The sequence below is a fragment of the Bartonella sp. B39 genome, from assembly GCF_053795145.1.
Map to the genome: position 1 here is coordinate 856733 of NZ_CP200036.1, position 16470 is coordinate 873202.

Annotated in this window: 19 protein-coding genes, 1 tRNA gene and 1 pseudogene; 11 read left to right on the plus strand and 10 right to left on the minus strand. The window is 37.5% G+C overall.

Features of this window, described 5'->3' with window-relative positions:
- The first annotated feature begins 8 nt into the window (after positions 1-8).
- A complete protein-coding gene (locus V4P57_RS04020) occupies positions 9-299 on the plus strand; it encodes a HigA family addiction module antitoxin (protein ID WP_455466420.1) in 291 nt (96 codons plus the stop codon).
- A gap of 50 nt (positions 300-349) precedes the next feature.
- On the opposite strand, the pseudogene V4P57_RS04025 reads toward V4P57_RS04020, so the two are convergent.
- The 6 genes and pseudogenes from V4P57_RS04025 to V4P57_RS04050 form a co-directional block, all read right to left on the minus strand.
- Positions 350-846 (minus strand): annotated as a pseudogene (locus V4P57_RS04025) (Rha family transcriptional regulator).
- A 266-nt stretch (positions 847-1112) separates the two neighbouring features.
- Positions 1113-1439, minus strand: a complete 327-nt coding sequence (locus V4P57_RS04030; protein WP_455466421.1) for a hypothetical protein — start codon at positions 1437-1439, stop codon at positions 1113-1115.
- A 177-nt stretch (positions 1440-1616) separates the two neighbouring features.
- Positions 1617-2114, minus strand: coding sequence for a hypothetical protein (locus tag V4P57_RS04035; RefSeq protein ID WP_455466819.1), 498 nt, complete (start codon positions 2112-2114; stop codon positions 1617-1619).
- Positions 2056-3249: a hypothetical protein gene (locus V4P57_RS04040; protein WP_455466820.1), complete on the minus strand. Its 1194-nt coding sequence runs from the start codon at positions 3247-3249 to the stop codon at positions 2056-2058. Before V4P57_RS04040 ends, V4P57_RS04035 begins: the two co-directional genes overlap by 59 nt.
- Positions 3239-3715, minus strand: coding sequence for a crossover junction endodeoxyribonuclease RuvC (locus V4P57_RS04045; RefSeq protein WP_455466821.1), 477 nt, complete (start codon positions 3713-3715; stop codon positions 3239-3241). Before V4P57_RS04045 ends, V4P57_RS04040 begins: the two co-directional genes overlap by 11 nt.
- A 184-nt stretch (positions 3716-3899) precedes the next feature.
- Complete coding sequence (locus V4P57_RS04050) at positions 3900-4247, minus strand: hypothetical protein (protein ID WP_455466822.1); 348 nt, start codon at positions 4245-4247, stop codon at positions 3900-3902.
- A 95-nt stretch (positions 4248-4342) separates the two neighbouring features.
- Between V4P57_RS04050 and V4P57_RS04055 the strand changes: the two genes are divergently transcribed.
- The 7 genes from V4P57_RS04055 to V4P57_RS04085 all read left to right on the plus strand — a co-directional run bounded on the left by V4P57_RS04055 (position 4343) and on the right by V4P57_RS04085 (position 8332).
- Positions 4343-4654: an XRE family transcriptional regulator gene (locus V4P57_RS04055; protein ID WP_455466823.1), complete on the plus strand. Its 312-nt coding sequence runs from the start codon at positions 4343-4345 to the stop codon at positions 4652-4654.
- A 191-nt stretch (positions 4655-4845) separates the two neighbouring features.
- Positions 4846-5226 (plus strand): hypothetical protein, encoded by a 381-nt coding sequence (locus tag V4P57_RS04060; RefSeq protein WP_455466824.1) that lies wholly within the window; start codon positions 4846-4848, stop codon positions 5224-5226.
- A gap of 63 nt (positions 5227-5289) precedes the next feature.
- On the plus strand, positions 5290-5652 hold the full coding sequence (locus V4P57_RS04065; protein ID WP_455466825.1) for an antA/AntB antirepressor family protein: 363 nt from the start codon (positions 5290-5292) through the stop codon (positions 5650-5652).
- Between the two features lie 72 nt (positions 5653-5724).
- The gene (locus V4P57_RS04070; protein ID WP_455466430.1) at positions 5725-6453 is read left to right on the plus strand and encodes a Rha family transcriptional regulator; all 729 of its coding nucleotides are present in this window, start codon (positions 5725-5727) and stop codon (positions 6451-6453) included.
- A gap of 150 nt (positions 6454-6603) precedes the next feature.
- Positions 6604-7431: a phage recombination protein Bet gene (gene bet / locus V4P57_RS04075; protein WP_455466431.1), complete on the plus strand. Its 828-nt coding sequence runs from the start codon at positions 6604-6606 to the stop codon at positions 7429-7431.
- Between the two features lies 1 nt (position 7432).
- Positions 7433-8056, plus strand: a complete 624-nt coding sequence (locus tag V4P57_RS04080; RefSeq protein ID WP_455466432.1) for a lambda exonuclease family protein — start codon at positions 7433-7435, stop codon at positions 8054-8056.
- A gap of 72 nt (positions 8057-8128) precedes the next feature.
- Entirely contained in the window at positions 8129-8332 is a 204-nt protein-coding gene (locus V4P57_RS04085; protein ID WP_005865986.1) for a helix-turn-helix transcriptional regulator, read from the plus strand.
- Between the two features lie 99 nt (positions 8333-8431).
- Here V4P57_RS04085 and V4P57_RS04090 read toward each other — a convergent pair.
- From V4P57_RS04090 to V4P57_RS04105, 4 genes are all read right to left on the minus strand, one after another.
- A tRNA-Thr gene (locus tag V4P57_RS04090) sits at positions 8432-8507 on the minus strand.
- A gap of 225 nt (positions 8508-8732) precedes the next feature.
- Positions 8733-10073, minus strand: coding sequence for an acetyl-CoA carboxylase biotin carboxylase subunit (gene accC, locus V4P57_RS04095; RefSeq protein ID WP_455466826.1), 1341 nt, complete (start codon positions 10071-10073; stop codon positions 8733-8735).
- Between the two features lie 14 nt (positions 10074-10087).
- Positions 10088-10579, minus strand: a complete 492-nt coding sequence (gene accB / locus V4P57_RS04100; protein ID WP_455466827.1) for an acetyl-CoA carboxylase biotin carboxyl carrier protein — start codon at positions 10577-10579, stop codon at positions 10088-10090.
- 250 nt (positions 10580-10829) lie between these two features.
- Positions 10830-11702 (minus strand): DsbA family protein, encoded by an 873-nt coding sequence (locus tag V4P57_RS04105; protein ID WP_455466828.1) that lies wholly within the window; start codon positions 11700-11702, stop codon positions 10830-10832.
- Positions 11703-12050: 348 nt separating this feature from the next.
- Here V4P57_RS04105 and glpD point away from each other — a divergent pair, with 348 nt between their 5' ends.
- The 3 genes from glpD to cobT all read left to right on the plus strand — a co-directional run bounded on the left by glpD (position 12051) and on the right by cobT (position 16452).
- The gene (gene glpD, locus V4P57_RS04110) at positions 12051-13583 is read left to right on the plus strand and encodes a glycerol-3-phosphate dehydrogenase (protein ID WP_455466829.1); all 1533 of its coding nucleotides are present in this window, start codon (positions 12051-12053) and stop codon (positions 13581-13583) included.
- Positions 13584-14061: 478 nt separating this feature from the next.
- Entirely contained in the window at positions 14062-15042 is a 981-nt protein-coding gene (dusA, locus tag V4P57_RS04115) for a tRNA dihydrouridine(20/20a) synthase DusA (RefSeq protein ID WP_455466830.1), read from the plus strand.
- Between the two features lie 402 nt (positions 15043-15444).
- The gene (gene cobT / locus V4P57_RS04120) at positions 15445-16452 is read left to right on the plus strand and encodes a nicotinate-nucleotide--dimethylbenzimidazole phosphoribosyltransferase (RefSeq protein ID WP_455466831.1); all 1008 of its coding nucleotides are present in this window, start codon (positions 15445-15447) and stop codon (positions 16450-16452) included.
- Positions 16453-16470: the final 18 nt, after the last annotated feature.

A 16470-nucleotide genomic window follows, 5' to 3' on the forward strand; every position in this document is an offset into this window, starting at 1 on the left:
GTGTTATTATGATGTACAATCCTCCACACCCCGGTGGCATTTTAAGAGAAGAGTTACTGGATACACTAGGATTAACGGTAACAGAAGCAGCAAATCGTCTTGGTGTTGCACGTTTAACTTTATCACGTGTTTTAAACTGTAATGCAGCAATTAGCATTAACCTAGCCTTACGCTTGGAGATGGCCGGTTTAAATGATGCGGAATTCTGGCTTAAATTGCAACAAAAGCATGATCTATGGCAAGCACGGCATAACAATCCGATTTCGCATATTGCACCTTTAGAGCAAACAGGACTTTGAAATTAATATCTCGTCTGACCTCTACCCCGCTTAGAGGTCTCACTTTTAAACTAAGCAACTTTCACAACAGAGCTTTCTAAAACCCGTTTTGCTTCATCGATTAAGGCTTTATAGTGTTCAAGTTCTTCTTTAAGGCCGTTTGCATCCAACAAACGTCTCATCATCACTCCTAAGATTTCTCCAACACCGGCAGGTTTTTTTAATACTCATAAGACAATAATTCATAACTAACAGATTGGCTTTTTAAATCATAGAAAGCTTTAACAAGTGCTTTTTTAAATGCACGCACCATATCATTGTTGCGCATATAGGTCATGAGTAGAGTTGCTTGTGGTTCATTGAGGATAGCAACCTCTCTCTTTTGTTTTCCACCTGTAGTTTCAAAGGGTGCGATTTCAAATCCAACCCTTCCAAATTCCTCAAAGTCTTTGCAATTATTGCGTACAAGCTTGATAACAGTGGCATGGCTATTTCCTATACCTTCAGCAATTTTCAAAGAGGTTGTGACAGCAATGCCAGCATCATTTATTGTTACTAAATTATTCATGGCTAACTCCTAGTTGTAAAACGGTTTCTATTAACAGCCCTATAAGGGCGCCGGGTGTTAGAAACACGGCAACTAGTCCGTCGTCACATTTTCCCCATAAGGGTGTTGTATGGTGTGACCACACCCGACAAGATCATTGTACACTTGTAGTGCATAATGAGTCAAAGTCCTTAAAATGCGGAGAAGAAACTGTATCGGCAATCTATCCGCTAGTTGTTTAGTGTTTCTAGCACTTGATTCGATATATTCACATGTCTACAACATTGTCAAGCATATTCCGATAATTTTTTAATATTTTTGTTGATTTCTTCTATGAGAGGTTCGAGATTCAAAACGCTTTTAGGCACCGCACCCCCATAAACCCACGCTTTCACCTGCGCTTTGGTACTGAAATCTGTTTTCTCTGGCATGTCATAGTACTGACAGCCTTCAAACTCCTCATATTCTCTAGAACCATCCTCATGCTCATAAAGGTTATAAAAATACTCAGCACAACCAAGCCCCCATGGCACGTGACCAATAGCTATTGCCACAAACTTTTTTTGCATGGGCTGTTGACGTTTTGTTAAGAACATGTGTTTTAAGATTTTCATATCTTAAATCCTTAATTTTACCATATGGATTTATTTACCTCAAATTTGACCGTACAGTGGCGTTTTAACTTCTTATGTAGAATTTATCAAAAAAACTTTAAATCGCTCTGTACGGTGCATTTTTGTCGATTTAAACGCATATCTATTCCAAAAAAATCAGCACTTTTCACTATTTTGCTAACCTGCAATGTTTTTCACTGCTCCCCCAATCCCATTTAAAACCTCTTCAAGCTTTTGCTTTTCAACCAACGTGAGTGGTCTTGAATTTTCTCTCAATGCCTTTTCTTTCAGTCTTTTTTCACGGGTGTTCAAGACAGCCTTGCGGACAAGATTGGCTTTCGTCAAAAGAATGTTTTCCAAATCACGACATAATCTTACTAACTCACGGGTGCTTGGGAAAAACGTATCCGATAAACCTTCTACCTCATCGCATAAAATCCGTTTAATCGTTTTCATCAGTGACCACGCAGAAACACTTTCCAAAACCATTCCATAGGTAAGCGCCATACCTTCATGATCTGCCTGTTGCGAAATTTTCAAACCACACGAAAGCATCCGAATTGCCTTGGCTATATCCTCTTTACTCGCTTTCACTGCAAACAATTCGTGAAGTTGATCACAAGCATCTAAGGCAATCGTTTCCTGCTGTCTCGTTAATTGCTGACCATCCTTCAAAACCAAGGGAAAGCCCGATGCTATCATCTCGTAAATTTGATTCAAAGTAGCCTCGAGATCCGATATCAAGGATGCTGTCTGCGATGCGTTCACCAACGCTTTTTTGCCTTTGAGAGTGATTTCCATTGTTTCCACCTTGTTTATTTTTTTGATAATCTTTTGAATTTCTTACCCAGTTACGCCACGTTGCTGGCCAATCACGCTTGGTAGCGTCTTTTCCTGTCTTGGCACGCCAATAATCTCGGAATTTTTCCATCTCGACTTTCACGCACTCTGGAGATAATCCCTCCTGAATGGCAAAAGCGTAATCAGGCTCAAAATCATCAGGCAATCGACAACCACGATCAGTTTTAAATCGTTTGACTTTTTGAAAAACGTTCCTTTGCTCGTGAATGGAAGATGATTTCACAGCGCTTGTGATTTCTGAAACATTGCTGCTTGCATCCAGTGAAATTTCATCGTGAGCTGAAAGCCTATTGAATGCATCACTGCCTTTTGGCTCGTGAATGGGAAGATCAGTTTCTGAATTCTCAGCCCCCATTTCTTTTTCTTTTTTTGCTAACACGATAGTGTTAGTTTTTTTATTTTTATTTATATTTTTATTTTCTTTTAGGGGGGTGTGGGGGGATCTTTTCTTTTCTTTTTGTTCACCATCATGCTTAATACCGTAAGCATCATGCTTAGCATCATTAAGCATACCGTAAGCATCATGCTTAGTATCATCAAGCATACCGCAAGCATCATGCTTAGCATCTTGATCATCACTGATTGTTTTTGCTTTATGATGTTTTGCCCATTTTACTTGCGCTGCCTTCTGTGCTCTCTCTGAAAATTTATTTAAATTTTCGTTTGAGTTATTGAGTTCTTCCTCAACATCTGAACTCCACAAACGACCATCTTCTAAACAAATGATGTGTCCAGATCTAAATAAATAATCTAATGCCTTTTGAAATCTTTTTACTGAACAACAAGTAAAATGAGATAATATTCCTGAATCATTCAAAAGAGGTTCACGCGTGTGTAACATTCTTATTCGCAACTTCACATAAACATTGACTTCCATAGGTGGTAAATCAGAGAGTTTAAATAGCCACTGGTCTGTATTAAGTCTCGTCCATGGTATTTTACTGGACATGCATACCCCCTTCTTTCATTAAATATAAAATTGCCAAAGCATCTGCTTCATTATCGTCTTGCGGTGCGTGCCCTTTGTCACACATCGCCTTAATCATTTCTTCTTTTGAGGCGTTGCCTTTTCCTGTCGTTGCTTTTTTAATTGTGCCAACAGGAATGCCTTCATACGGTATCTGGTGGTGTTCACACCACGCTGTTAATGTCGCTAGAAAGCCCCCATAAACATGGGCAGCATCCGTACCCATATGACGCCTTACCTCTTCAAAATACACCGCATCAATTTGACCTGCTGCCATCGTGATTTCTGAAAGCCACTGCTTAAACCGCAAATAACGCATTCCCCCACCTTCAAAACGGCGTGTGGGAAAATGTTCTGTATCGCTTGTTATACGACCATCCACACCACAAAGCGCCCAGCCCGTCTTAGTGCCTAGATCAAGGCAAAAAATAGTTTGTGAAAAACTCATAATCCCCCCTAAGGATGTTACATATTTACATGGACGCTATGACAGAGCGTGTTGTGATTAGCTGTCTTGAAAAAATTATGCTTTCGGTATTTCTACAAAAGTGGATTAACTCACCTATTTATCTTGGTTTCTTTCGTCATAACTAATATTCTAACTTCATGGAGCTAAACGTAATAAACTTCACTTACTTTTCCTCATGTTGAGACTGCATCATTTCACTTCGCTTGCCCGGCTTCATGCAAACAGAGAAATCGTTGACAAAAGAGGTCGTTGGAGGTAACTTTCCTATTTCCATCAAAGCTCGCAAACGCTCAGGATAAAAGAAATCCTCAGGACGCAGGTCAATGTTATGCCGTTGAGCATAAGTAAGCAGTTGTGCCTGATAAGTTGAAGGAAACAACCCACCGGCACCGCCTTTTTTCTTGGAGTAGGTTATACGATAAACAGCGCCTTTACATTTACGTAAAATGCGTGCAACCTTTGTGACTCCTCCTAAATATTTTATAAGCGTATATGCAGGCTCTTGTTTCATAACAGTATAATTTCATAAATTATGAACTTTATCAATAGTAAAAATTCAGAATTTATTGAATTGATTTTTCACTCAACCTGAAAGAATTTAATTATATGGAACGTGAACAGTTAAGATTATGGCTTAATGAGCAATTAGTAAAAAAAGGACACGGCAGCAAAAAAATGCTGGCTAAGCATTTAGGTATATTGCCTTCCACTCTTACCAGCATATTAAATAACTCAGGCACAAACCGCTCGATAAAGGCAGATGAATTAATAAAAATTATTAATTTTATTGGCGAGGTACCACCCTTTTTAATAGAGGGGTCTGGACAATTTGTTAGTCTTTTTTATCAAGCAAAGCCTGAAGTTCAGCAAGCTGTTTTAACGATTCTTCAGAATTCTGGCCAATCAGACAAAAAATAATAGCAGCTATCACCTTTTTATCCCCATAATTCCAAAGTTTTTTTAGCATTTCTTCATCCACTGTTAGCCTCCATATGCAAAATATTTCATATTTTATGAAATTTATTATTGACATTTTTCATTAAAAATGAAATATATATTCCATAAACTAAACAGAATTAATTGCCAAGAATCGTAATGGAGGGGAAATTATGGGAAAACCAATTTTTATAAATTCAGATGAAATTCTCTTAGTCATATGTGAAAATGAGGTACAAAATCTCGCTCAGTCTGGGCCATTTTACGAAGAAAATGACATTATCGACTTTATTGACGAAGCTGATAACGCTGTCCAAATCTTTCGCATTGAACCAGCTATGAACCGTTGTGAAGATATCTCTGAAGATATTGCCGATTTTTACCTTAAAGAACGTGAACAACAGTGTTTTGACGACATCATACCTCATGACTTTATTAAACACAGCGCAGCATACGGCTTTTTTTTAGACGATATAAAACAGCAGAAATATAAAGACAAAATGTTTGGTACCTATGAACAGCAGCACCGATTGCGTCCTTGTGATGTGCTTTAAAATTTCTAAGGGCGTTTGAAAAAGCGCCCCCTTTCTCCATCAGTCATTAACGAGAACAAATCTATGAACAGTCATGCCAAAAGTAAAGAGACTGAACGATACATCACACCCAAAAACGAGGGAGAGGATAAAACCGGTTACATCCCAATGGTCAATGCCCATGTAATGCATAGGCGTTTACATTTGAAACAAGATTTTTCCACTTGGTTTAATGATTGTGTTGAAAAGTTTGATCTGAAAGAGGGGGTGGATTTTGTTTTTACAAAAGAAGAATGGAACAGAAAAAAGATTTGTCCAAAATCTGAAATAAAAACAGATGAAATAGATAATCATCACTTCACAATTTACGCAGCAAAGAAAATTGCCAAAACAAAATACCACAGAAGCAAAAACACAGCATTATATCAAACCTTGTGTTTTGGTTAATTAAGGCAGTGATGATGCAAGACTTTATTAGAACATCTGAAAAAAATACGAGCTTCTTGAAAGGAGTTCATCATGCATAATCTTATGACAACAGCAGAAAACGATTTTAATAACCAAACGGTTCAAACTATGTCTAGCCGTGAGATTGCAGAGTTATGCGGTAAAAGACATGACAATGTAAGACGCGACATTAAGCAAATGTTAGGGGAATTATACTCTGAAGGGGGTCTCCTCAAATTTGAGGGCACCTATTTAGACAAACAAGGCAAGCCTCAAAATTGCTATCATCTCCCCAAGCGTGAATGCTTAATTCTTGTTTCTGGTTATAGCACTACTTTACGTGCAAAAATAATTGATCGTTGGCAAGAATTAGAAAAGCAGGTGGCGGTTCCACAAATCGATTACTCAAGTCCAAAAGCTATGATTGGCTTTTTGAATTACCTACAAGGGCAAATAGATCAAAAAGACACCATCATTGAAGATTTAAAGCCAAAAGCAATGGCTCTTGAAAGCTTACAACGCCATGATGGACTCTTTGGTCTTACAGAAGCCGCTAAAATACTCGAGATGCAACCAAAACAGTTCATTCAATTCTTACAGCAAAAAGGTTGGGTTTACAGACGATCAGTAGGTGGAAATTTGCTACCGTACCAAGACAAAATCCAAAAGAAACTTATGGATTGTCCAACCATCACACTTCAAACCGCAAGTGGAATAGAAAAATTCATTCCTTGCGCAAAAATCACAGCAAAAGGAATTGGTGTGCTGTCTCAAGAACTTAAAAGACAAAGCATGCATTAACAAAGGAGAAAAACTATGGAAAAGAAATACGAACTCACTGATAAGTGAGCACGGTCTCAAAAGACCAACTTCTAACAGCACAAACAACCATTTTTAACAAAAGCGTGATTCACGCCACGGGTGAGTGATGCGTAAATAAAGGAAACCAAAATGACAAATTCTCCTTTAGCCCTTATATCGCAAAAATATGGCTTCTCAGAACAAGAATTTCGAAAGACTATCATCAAAACCTGTATCAGCCATAACTTCTCTGATGAAGAATTTGCTGCTTTTATTTCGGTAGCTAATACTTATGGCCTCAATCCACTCACTAAAGAGATTTATGCTCTTCCTAAACGAGGCGGCGGCATCATCCCTGTTGTCTCTATTGATGGATGGATCAAGATCATAAAGTCAAATCCTAAATTTGACGGCATGACCTTTCAAGATCAACTCGACAATAACGGCAATCTCATTGCTATCAAATGTGCCATACGCTTGAAAGAGATTAAAGACCCCATTGAAGTCACTGAATATCTCAACGAATGCAAACAAAAAACAGATCCTTGGCAGAAATACCCTGCTCGCATGTTGCGCCATAAGGCAACCATACAATGTGCACGGTATGCCTTCGGATTTTCTGGAATCTATGAAGAAGATGAAGCTGTGCGGATTAATGAAGGAAACAACAACACACAAGAGCAACCAATTTCTCATGAAATGCTTGTACAAATCAAAAAACTCATGGAACAAACACAGACAGATGAAGCAAAAGTACTCTCTTTTGTAAAAGGACAAAGCCTCATCGATCTCTCTTATGAGAAAGCACAAATGGCTTTAGAGGGGTTGAAGAAAAAGCAATGCATGCAAATGGCTGCCGCACAACAATCCTTGCAACCACAAGAGCAAACCGATCTTCTTATACAAGATGCCGAATGCATACATATTCAAGATATTGAATCTGCACCAAGACAACAAAAACAACAAACGGCGGTGTGAGATGGAACAAAGAACAGCAGAGTGGTTTCAAGTGCGGTTGGGAAAAATCACTGCTTCTAATATTTACAACGTACTCAGTAAGACAGCAAAAGGTTTGCCGACAAGCAAATATGATGACTACAAAATCACACTCATCACAGAGCGCTTAACAGAGGAAATAAGCCCCCATTATGAAACTGAAGACATGCGATGGGGTATTGACCATGAAGAGGATGCAATCAAAGAATATGAGTTCATTTATGATACTCATGTTACAAAGTGCGGTTTTATCCAACACCCCACAATGGAGATGGCCGGTGCAAGCCCTGATGGTCTGATTGGGGATCATGGATTAATAGAGGTCAAATGTCCAAGATCAAAAACGCATATACGCTTTTTTCTCGATAACCAGATCAAGCCTGAATATCTCGCACAAATGCAATTCCAAATGGCTTGTACAGGACGTCAATGGTGTGATTTTGTGAGTTATGATCCACGCTTTACTGGCCAATCGGCGCCCTTACGGATCAAAGCAAAACGCGTACACCGTGATGAAAAACAGATCGCATATATCAATAAAGCTGTCGAAGCCTTTTTAGTAGAGATAGAACAAGAAACAGAAAAGATATTAGCAAAAGCTGCTTAAAGTTATGGGGGTGCTCTCTCCTCCAAGCATCCCCGCCCATTTAATTAATATAAAAAATAGAAAGGTAATGAGATGATATTTGATGATGGAGATAGATATGTAACGACACGTGAGTGTGCACAGCTTTTTAGTGTATCCACAACAACGATTCGCAATTGGGTGCTTCAAGGGTTGTTTCCTGAACCCTATAAATTAGGTAGAGCAGTGAGGTGGAGAAAAAAAGAGATTTTAGCATTCACTCCAAAGAAAAATAAGGAGCAAATAAGAACAAATTAGGTAAAATTATATAAACTGTATAAGGTGGTCTAAAAGGTGGTCTAAAAACAGCTCTTTAAAGAAAAAATCTATATATTTCAATATATTGAATACATAAAATGGTGCCCCCAGAGAGACTCGAACTCCCGACCCCCTGATTACAAATCAGGTGCTCTACCAACTGAGCTATAAGGGCATAAACACGTAGGAGGTAGCACAAACTTTACAAAAAGGAAAATAGAAAATTACCAATTTTGGTGGATATTTGTAGAAATTTATATCATAAATTATAAAATAACCAGACTCTTTGTTTTCTTACTATCGTTTATAGCAATTTTAGATATTACTCCCATGTTGCCACTTTGTAGAAGCGTTGATGAGCACTCACCATTTTGTTATCAAATCATGAATCTAAAAAAGTTTATTTGTTAGAAAGATATTTTTCTAGCCAGTGAATATTATAATTACCATCTGCAACATCTTCATTGTTAATGAGATCACGGAAAAGAGGCAATGTCGTTTTGATTCCATCAACCACAAATTCATCTAAAGCGCGTCGTAAACGCATCATGCATTCTAAACGCGTGCGTCCATGAACAATGAGTTTTCCAATCATGCTGTCATAATAAGGAGGGATGCGATAACCTGAATAAGCACCTGAATCAACGCGAATTCCTAAACCTCCAGGTGTATGAAAGTGTGTAATGGTTCCCGGTGATGGTGTAAAATTAATCGGATCTTCCGCATTAATACGACATTCAATAGCATGACCAGAAAAGCAAATATCATCTTGTGTAACTGAAAGTTTGCAGCCTGATGCAATATGAATTTGTTCATGAACTAAATCTATGCCTGTAATCGCTTCAGTTACAGGATGCTCGACTTGTAAACGCGTATTCATCTCAATAAAGTAGAATTCGCCATTTTCATAAAGAAACTCAATAGTACCTGCTCCACGATATCCAAGTTGTGCACAAGCATCTGCCACAATGGCACCAATTTTTTTCCGTTCAGTTTCATTAAGTGCAGGTGACGTAGCTTCTTCCCATATTTTTTGATGACGCCGTTGAAGTGAACAATCGCGTTCTCCTAAATGAACAGCGTTTCCCGCTCCATCACCTATAATTTGAATTTCAATATGACGGGGATTTTCTAGATATTTTTCGATATAAACTGCATCATCACCAAAAGCTACTGCCGCTTCTGAACGGGTTGTTTTGAGAGCTATAGCAAAATCTTGTTCAGAATGGACAACTTTCATACCACGTCCACCACCACCGGCAGAAGCTTTAATAATAAGTGGATAACCAATTTCACGAGCAGTACGCAGAGCTTCAACTTCTTCAGTAATAGCGCCGTCTGAACCAGGGACTACAGGAATTCCAAGTTTTTTAGCGGTTTTCTTTGCTTCTATTTTATCTCCCATGATTCTAATATGTGCAGCTGTTGGACCGATAAATGTGATGTCATGGGCTTCTAGAACATCTGCAAATTTTGCATTCTCAGAAAGAAAGCCATAGCCTGGATGAACAGCATCAGCTCCCGTAATTTCGCACGCAGCGATAATTTGCTGAATACTTAAATAAGAATCGCGCGCTGGGGGGGGGCCAATACAAACACTTTCATCAGCAAGACGAACATGCATTGCATCAGCGTCAGCAGTGGAGTGGACGGCTACGGTTTTTATTCCAAGTTCTTTGCAGGCTCGTAGCACGCGAAGAGCAATTTCTCCCCGATTAGCAATGAGGATTTTTCGAATCATAGTTGCTCCTCGCTTTATTCAACAACAATAAGTGGTTCGCCAAACTCAACGGGTTGGCTATCTTTAACAAAAATAGCAGTCACTGTACCTGAGCGTGTTGATGGAATCTGATTCATCGTTTTCATCGCTTCAATGATAAGTAACGTTTGTCCTTCAGAAACATTTTGCCCTATTTCTACAAAAGGTTGTGCGCCTGGTGAAGGTGCAAGATAAGCTGTCCCAACCATGGGAGATGTTATTGCATTTTTTGATTTATCCTCTTGTATAGGAGTTTCAATTGTGGAGGCAGGAGGAGAAGTTACAGTAACAGCAGGGGCAGGAACGGGAGCATAAATTGTCTGTTCAGGAGTGGCTGAGGTGTTTTGACGTGACACACAAATACGAAGTCCACCTTGTTCAAGTTCAATATTCGTTAAATTTGTATCATTTAAAATCTCAGCAAGGTCACGGATAATTTTTGTATCAATTGCGGTATGTTTTTCCACGTCCATTTTTTTTGTTGACATTTTATTTTTCACTCCTTGATCAATGAAGATCGTCACTATTTATTTCTTATGATCGAATATCTTTAGACTACGGATGACCTTTTTTGAGGCTTCTATTAAAAGCTATCTACTTTTTTAGATTATGGTCTGCAATTTTAAACCAGTATCTGCTGTATAAAGTCGCACTTATAAGCCTGTTACCAAAAAAGAGAAAGCATAAAATCATTCCATTGACGGTATTTTTTTAAGTGTATGAGATAAAAAAAGATATTTACTGTGTATTTTCTATGGATTTTTTTAAAATATCTTGGCTTACGGCTCCGATAAGCACTTTATCACCAATAATATAAGAAGGCGTTCCTGTAATATTCAGTGCAGAGGCAATTTGAATATTTTCTTTAAAGGAATTTCGAAGATTAGAATCTCTTATTGCATTGCGTAGTTTTTTTTCATCTGCTCCTAATGAAACTGCTATTTTAATAGCTTTAGCCTCATTGACGCGGCTTTTATTGGTTAAAAGCGCTCTATGAAACTGAGGATATTTCTCTGGAAATTGTTTTCGAAAAGCATAAGCAACACTATGTGCTGCCACAGAATCAGGTCCCAAAACTGGTAACTCTTTGATAATAATCCGTAGGTCTGGGTATTCTTTTATTAAGTTTTCTATGTGTGAATAAGATGTCTTACAATATCCGCAATTGTAATCAAAAAAATAAACAAGGACTCTTTTACCATTTGGACTTCCTAAAACAGCATCATAAGGGGATTGGAAAATTTCCTTTTTCAACAGATTGATGATTGAAGCTTGTTTTTGAGCTTTTTCTTCGCTTTGCTTTTCTAGCTTTTCTTGAAGTATAAGCTGCATTTCGATCATGATTTCCGGATTAGTGAGCAAATAGTTTCTTACAATGTTTTGAATATCGTTTTCATCAACGCTTGGTGTAAGCTTTTCTTTAAGCTTAGATAAAAAAGTAGGATCTTCCAGAAGTTGCGTTTTAAGGTTTTCTGAATTCAAATAATTTGCTATTTTATCACTTGAGGTTGCATTTGATAAAGAAGACGAAAAGGTTAAAATACTCAACGTAACTGTTGCTAAAAATTTCGCAATAAGCATTGTTTTTAAGTATTGAGACTGCTGAATCATTTGTATGCCTTCATATTTCTATTGTAAAGTTGAGTAAACGATATGAAAACTATTGCTTATGTACAATAAAGCACTTAGCCGCAGTATACATCTAGTATGTTACAGGGAAAACATCAATTTTTTTCTCTCGGAAGGGTTTACATAATACATGCTTTGCTATGAGCATTTTCTTTAATAGCTAAATTTTCTTCTTTTTTATCAAACGTTGGTTGCATCTGTGATGATATCAAAGCTCTTTTGATGCATGTTTTTTATTGTGGAAAAAAGCACGTTGATAATCCAATTAAGAGCATTTTTATTGATTTTTTACTGTTGCTTTATTGAGCACATTAGAACAAATTAAATCAAATGATGAAAAGTAAAATTATGAAAACCACAACGCATTATGATTTGTTTATCATTGGTGGAGGAATAAACGGGTGCGGGTTGGCGAGGGATGCATCTGGACGCGGGTTTAAAGTGGGATTGGCGGAGATGAATGATCTTGCCTCGGGGACATCAAGTGCATCAACAAAACTTATTCATGGCGGTCTTCGTTATCTTGAACACTATGAGTTCAAGTTGGTTCGTGAAGCATTAAAAGAACGCGAGATCATTTGGCGTATGGCTCCTCATATTGTGCGTCCTTTACGTTTTCTTCTCCCTTATCATAAAGAGTTGCGTCCTGCTTGGATATTGCGTCTTGGACTTTTTATGTATGATCATCTAGGAAACTGGAATCAAAAACTGTGGCGCAGTAAAACAATTAATTTTTCAAAGAATTTTTGCTCTATACTTAAGGAAGAATATCAGAAAGGTTTTGAATATTCTGATGCAACAGTAGATGATGCGCGTTTGGTCATTGCTAATGCTCGTGATGCAGAAAAGTACGGTGCCGATATAAAAGTACGAACAGAAGTTCTCTCTTTAAAAAGAGAAGAAAAAAAATGGCTTATAATGCTTCGAAATAAATTAAACGGTAAAGAATATTACGTCATGGCTTCTTATATTGCGAATATGACGGGTCCTTGGATTAAGAATATTTTGGCAAACGTGTTGGACTGTAAAGATAATCCACCACTACGGCTTGTTAAAGGTTCTCATATTCTAATTCCCAAGCTCTATGCTCATAACCGTGCTTATATTTTCCAAAACGGTGATGGTCGTATTATATTTTCTATTCCCTATCAAGAAGATTTTACATTGCTTGGAACAACAGATTGTGATTATCAAGGTGACCCTGCTCATGTTCATATTACAGATGCAGAAATTGACTATATCTGTACAGCAGCGAGTGAATATTTCATACAACCCGTATTGCGTGAAAATATTGTCTGGTCTTATTCTGGAGTTCGTCCGCTCTATGATGATGGGACGTCAAAAGCACAGGAAACCACACGTGACTACGTTCTAAAAGAAATTGGATCAGAAGATGTGCCAAGGATGCTTAATCTTTACGGTGGTAAGATTACAACCTATCGAAAATTGGCAGAAGACGCAATGACATTTGTTGAAAAAGCGCTTGGGACAAAGGGAGAACCCTGGACAGAAAATTCAACGCTTCCTGGGGGTGATTTTCCATATAATAGGCTAAATGCAATTGAAAATAAGATTGCTCTTTTGATTCCAGATTTAGATTCTTTTACATACCGCAGACTTGCGCGGTCTTATGGTTCTGAGGCACTATTGATATTTGCAAATGGTAAAGCAGATAAAGGAAAAAATTTTGGACATGGACTCTACGAAATAGAAGTCAAATGGTTAATAGAAAAGGAATGGGCTAAAACATGTGAAGACGTATTATGGCGTCGTTCAAAACTTGGGCTTTTGTTTAATGAGAAAGAAATCAGTATGCTTTCTGATTACATGGAAAACCAAAAAGAGAGTGAAAAGAATTTATGATCACAGAAATCCAAAGTAGTACTTTAGTATCTATTCGCGCAATAAATTAAAGAATATTGAACAAAAATTCGTTATAATGACACGAGCTTTGTAATGTTTTTGTTTGTTCTTTATCAAATTCAAAATATCTTAGATACTATGCTGGATAGTGCAGCTATAGCTTTCAGAAGGGTAATATGAGTGGCAAGAAGAACCGTTCAAAGGATTTTTTTGATGTTATAACTTTCACATCTTATAGCACCAATTGCATGACCATGGTTCAAGAAATTATTCCGTTATGAATGGTTATTGTATTTTTTTTCAATTGGTGTTGGTTTAATTTTAGATTAATTGAAAAAGATAATGGGAATAGAGAGTTTATTTCTACATTTTTAAGTGACAATAAAAAGAATAAAACTTTCTGCGTAGTGAGAAAAAAGTGGAGGCTTTGTATGTATGAATGGGAAACACTTAATAGAGCTAAGAGAGCAATTTTCTTATGATATTTTATGATCCTCCATCATCAGTAAAATTTGCAGTAGCACCAATGTTAGACTGGACAGATCGGCATTGCAGATTTTTTTATCGTCTTTTAACGAAAAAAGCACTCCTTTATACTGAAATGATTGTAGCCGATGCTGTAATCCATGGTGTTCGCAGACAAATATTAGCTTTGAACGATAAAGAACATCCAATTGCATTGCAACTAGGGGGAGCAGATCCAAAAAAATTGGCAGAGGCTGCGCAAATTGCTGAAGAATTTGGTTATGATGAAATAAATCTCAATGTTGGTTGCCCATCAAATCGTGTTCAATCGGGTGTATTTGGTGCTTGTTTGATGTTGCATCCTGATATTGTGGCAAGTGCTGTAGAAGAGATGAAAAAAGTGGTTAGCGTACCTGTCACTGTTAAATGTCGTGTTGGTGTGGACGAGCAAAATGAAGAATTAGCTTTAGATCTTTTAGCTGATAAAGTTTGGAATGCTGGGTGTGATGCACTCTGGGTACATGCACGCAAAGCATGGTTACAAGGATTAAGCCCGAAAGAAAATCGCAATATTCCTCCACTTAGTTATGAAAGAGTTTATAAATTAAAACGTAAATATCATAATAAATTCATTGGGATAAATGGTGGAATCAAATCGATTTATGAGATTAAAGAGCATTTGGCTTTGTGTGATGCTACCATGGTTGGTCGACAAGTTTATCATGATCCAACTTTGTTAAAATATATTGATTTTGAAATATATGGTGAACCGCAGAATAATCTTGGTGATAGGGATCTTATTGAGGCCATGTGTGAGTATGCTGATCGACATATTGCATTAGGAGGGCGGCTTTCTCATGTGACGCGTCATATGATTGGTTTATTTCATGGTCGGGATGGAGCACGTCGATGGCGACAAATATTATCAAATGATGCAATAAAAACAGATGCGGGCGTGCATGTTTTGAAAGAAGCTTTTTCTGCCATCATTTAACAGCAATTTAGAGATTAATATATGTTAAAGCTTAGATTCTCTAAAGCTTTACTTCTTTAAGAAGATTTTGGACGAATCCAGATTCGTGAATTTCAGAAAGCTATCACTTTTATTATGGAGAGGATGTTAATACCACATGTTAAACAGTGTGCGGATCAATGCTACTCAATGTGGAAATAGATTAAAATTATAATATAAAAATATATGATAACATATTGATAATATTTATAATATATAAATTAGTAAAACGGTCATTCTGTTAGAAAATATAGTACAAAAATAATTTTATTAATAATATTTGACGTTCTTAAAACGCTGCTTTGAAAAATACAACAAATTATTCATATCCTGTATATATGACGAGATTCTCATTAAACATTGTAGATTTAAAAAGGTATCTTCATGTCCGTTAGTCCATTTGATGATTTTCGTGCTTTACTCACAAATTTACCTATTGCTGATGCGTTTTCTATAACTTTGGCAAAAAAAAGGCAAGAAAAATTAACGAAAGTTGAAGGATCTCTAGGGAAACTAGGAGAGATTGCGGTTTGGTATGCGGGCTGGAGAGGAACGGAAAAGCCTATCGTAAAACGACCTTTAGTTGCTATTTTTTCTGGTAATCATGGCGTTACAGAGGAAAATGTTACACCATTTCCGCAATCTATGACGCAGAAGATGGTCCAAAATTTTGCTTCTGGTGGTGCTGCTATTAATCAAATTTGTATAGCTTATGATCTTGGATTGAAAATATTTGATTTAGCACTGGAATATCCCACGATGAATATTACCAAAGATGCAGCAATGGACGAGCGTAGTGCAGCTGCTACAATGGCATTTGGAATGGAATCCATTGCTGGTGGAACAGATCTCCTGTGTATAGGTGAAATGGGTATTGGAAACACAACAATAGCTTCAGCTTTGTGTTTAGCTTTGTTTGGTGGAGAGGTTGAGGAATGGACAGGAAATGGTATGGGATCCGAGGGAAAATTTTATCAGCGTAAAATAGCGGTGATCAAGACAGCGGTTTCTTTACACAAGGATCATTTTAATGATCCTTTTGAAATTATGCGTCGCCTAGGAGGGCGTGAAATTGCAGCTATGGTTGGGGCTATTTTAGCAGCGAGAATGGAAAAAGTTCCGGTTATTTTAGATGGTTTTGTGGCAACAGCAGCAGCAGCGGTACTTTATAAAATGCATCCAAGAGCTCTTGATCATACTCTTGTTGGACATGTTTCTTCTGAGTCAGCACATCGTAAACTTTTAAAAAAGATTGGAAAAGAACCGCTTTTAGATCTAAGGATGCGTCTTGGTGAGGGAACGGGTGCAGCCATGGCAGCTGGTATTGTCAAGGCTGCTATTTTGATGCATACAAAAATGGCGGATTTTGAACAAGAAGATTTGATCGCCTAAAGAATAACAGCATATTTA

What these genes read in the sequence shown, in the direction of transcription:
- V4P57_RS04065 (WP_455466825.1), top strand. Translation starts at nt 5,290, where the DNA reads ATGAACAGTCATGCCAAAAGTAAAGAGACTGAACGATACATCACACCC.
- V4P57_RS04055 (WP_455466823.1), top strand. Translation starts at nt 4,343, where the DNA reads ATGGAACGTGAACAGTTAAGATTATGGCTTAATGAGCAATTAGTAAAA.
- V4P57_RS04020 (WP_455466420.1), top strand. Translation starts at nt 9, where the DNA reads ATGATGTACAATCCTCCACACCCCGGTGGCATTTTAAGAGAAGAGTTA.
- V4P57_RS04070 (WP_455466430.1), top strand. Translation starts at nt 5,725, where the DNA reads ATGCATAATCTTATGACAACAGCAGAAAACGATTTTAATAACCAAACG.
- V4P57_RS04040 (WP_455466820.1), bottom strand. Translation starts at nt 3,249, where the DNA reads ATGTCCAGTAAAATACCATGGACGAGACTTAATACAGACCAGTGGCTA.
- V4P57_RS04030 (WP_455466421.1), bottom strand. Translation starts at nt 1,439, where the DNA reads ATGAAAATCTTAAAACACATGTTCTTAACAAAACGTCAACAGCCCATG.
- glpD (WP_455466829.1), top strand. Translation starts at nt 12,051, where the DNA reads ATGATGAAAAGTAAAATTATGAAAACCACAACGCATTATGATTTGTTT.
- V4P57_RS04045 (WP_455466821.1), bottom strand. Translation starts at nt 3,715, where the DNA reads ATGAGTTTTTCACAAACTATTTTTTGCCTTGATCTAGGCACTAAGACG.
- V4P57_RS04060 (WP_455466824.1), top strand. Translation starts at nt 4,846, where the DNA reads ATGGGAAAACCAATTTTTATAAATTCAGATGAAATTCTCTTAGTCATA.
- cobT (WP_455466831.1), top strand. Translation starts at nt 15,445, where the DNA reads ATGTCCGTTAGTCCATTTGATGATTTTCGTGCTTTACTCACAAATTTA.
- V4P57_RS04080 (WP_455466432.1), top strand. Translation starts at nt 7,433, where the DNA reads ATGGAACAAAGAACAGCAGAGTGGTTTCAAGTGCGGTTGGGAAAAATC.
- V4P57_RS04085 (WP_005865986.1), top strand. Translation starts at nt 8,129, where the DNA reads ATGATATTTGATGATGGAGATAGATATGTAACGACACGTGAGTGTGCA.
- dusA (WP_455466830.1), top strand. Translation starts at nt 14,062, where the DNA reads ATGATATTTTATGATCCTCCATCATCAGTAAAATTTGCAGTAGCACCA.
- bet (WP_455466431.1), top strand. Translation starts at nt 6,604, where the DNA reads ATGACAAATTCTCCTTTAGCCCTTATATCGCAAAAATATGGCTTCTCA.
- V4P57_RS04050 (WP_455466822.1), bottom strand. Translation starts at nt 4,247, where the DNA reads ATGAAACAAGAGCCTGCATATACGCTTATAAAATATTTAGGAGGAGTC.
- accB (WP_455466827.1), bottom strand. Translation starts at nt 10,579, where the DNA reads ATGTCAACAAAAAAAATGGACGTGGAAAAACATACCGCAATTGATACA.
- accC (WP_455466826.1), bottom strand. Translation starts at nt 10,073, where the DNA reads ATGATTCGAAAAATCCTCATTGCTAATCGGGGAGAAATTGCTCTTCGC.
- V4P57_RS04105 (WP_455466828.1), bottom strand. Translation starts at nt 11,702, where the DNA reads ATGATTCAGCAGTCTCAATACTTAAAAACAATGCTTATTGCGAAATTT.